We start from the raw sequence: 435 nt of genomic DNA on the forward strand, positions 1-435 counted from the left end.
GGGCTAGAGGAAGAAACGGGGGCGCGGCATATTGAGATTGTCAGTGAGTTTGGTCGCTACCAAGAGTTTCGCCCTTGGAATAGGGATGGCTTCGAAGTGGTGCATATGGAATCATTTTGCTTTGTTTGCGATATTCACCCTGAACTCGGCGAAACCAAATTAGAAGCCCATGAGATCCAAAACGGCATGGCCCCAGTGTGGATCAATATTCATCAAGCCATCGCTCACAACGAGCACACTATGGCTAACAGTCCTAAGAAGGGCATGTCGATTGAGCGAGAAACCTTTCTACTAAAGCAGATCGTGGCAGAGCTTTTATAACTGGCTAAACTTCCCCATCGCTAGACCTAAAAGCGTGAACCGATCCTAATGCAATGGTAATAGCTCAGTTCACGCCCAATAAACTAATCATCTACGGATTGAAGTTTAGCGATG

At 46.7% G+C, this 435-nt stretch carries 1 pseudogene; it reads left to right on the forward strand.

Annotated elements, in window-relative coordinates:
• Nucleotides 1–321: pseudogene (locus tag K5Q58_RS20955) on the forward strand (DNA mismatch repair protein MutT); the annotation flags it as partial.
• Nucleotides 322–435: the final 114 nt, after the last annotated feature.

Origin of the sequence: Shewanella sp. KT0246 (assembly GCF_019654955.1) — a bacterium.
Taxonomy (GTDB): domain Bacteria; phylum Pseudomonadota; class Gammaproteobacteria; order Enterobacterales; family Shewanellaceae; genus Shewanella; species Shewanella goraebulensis.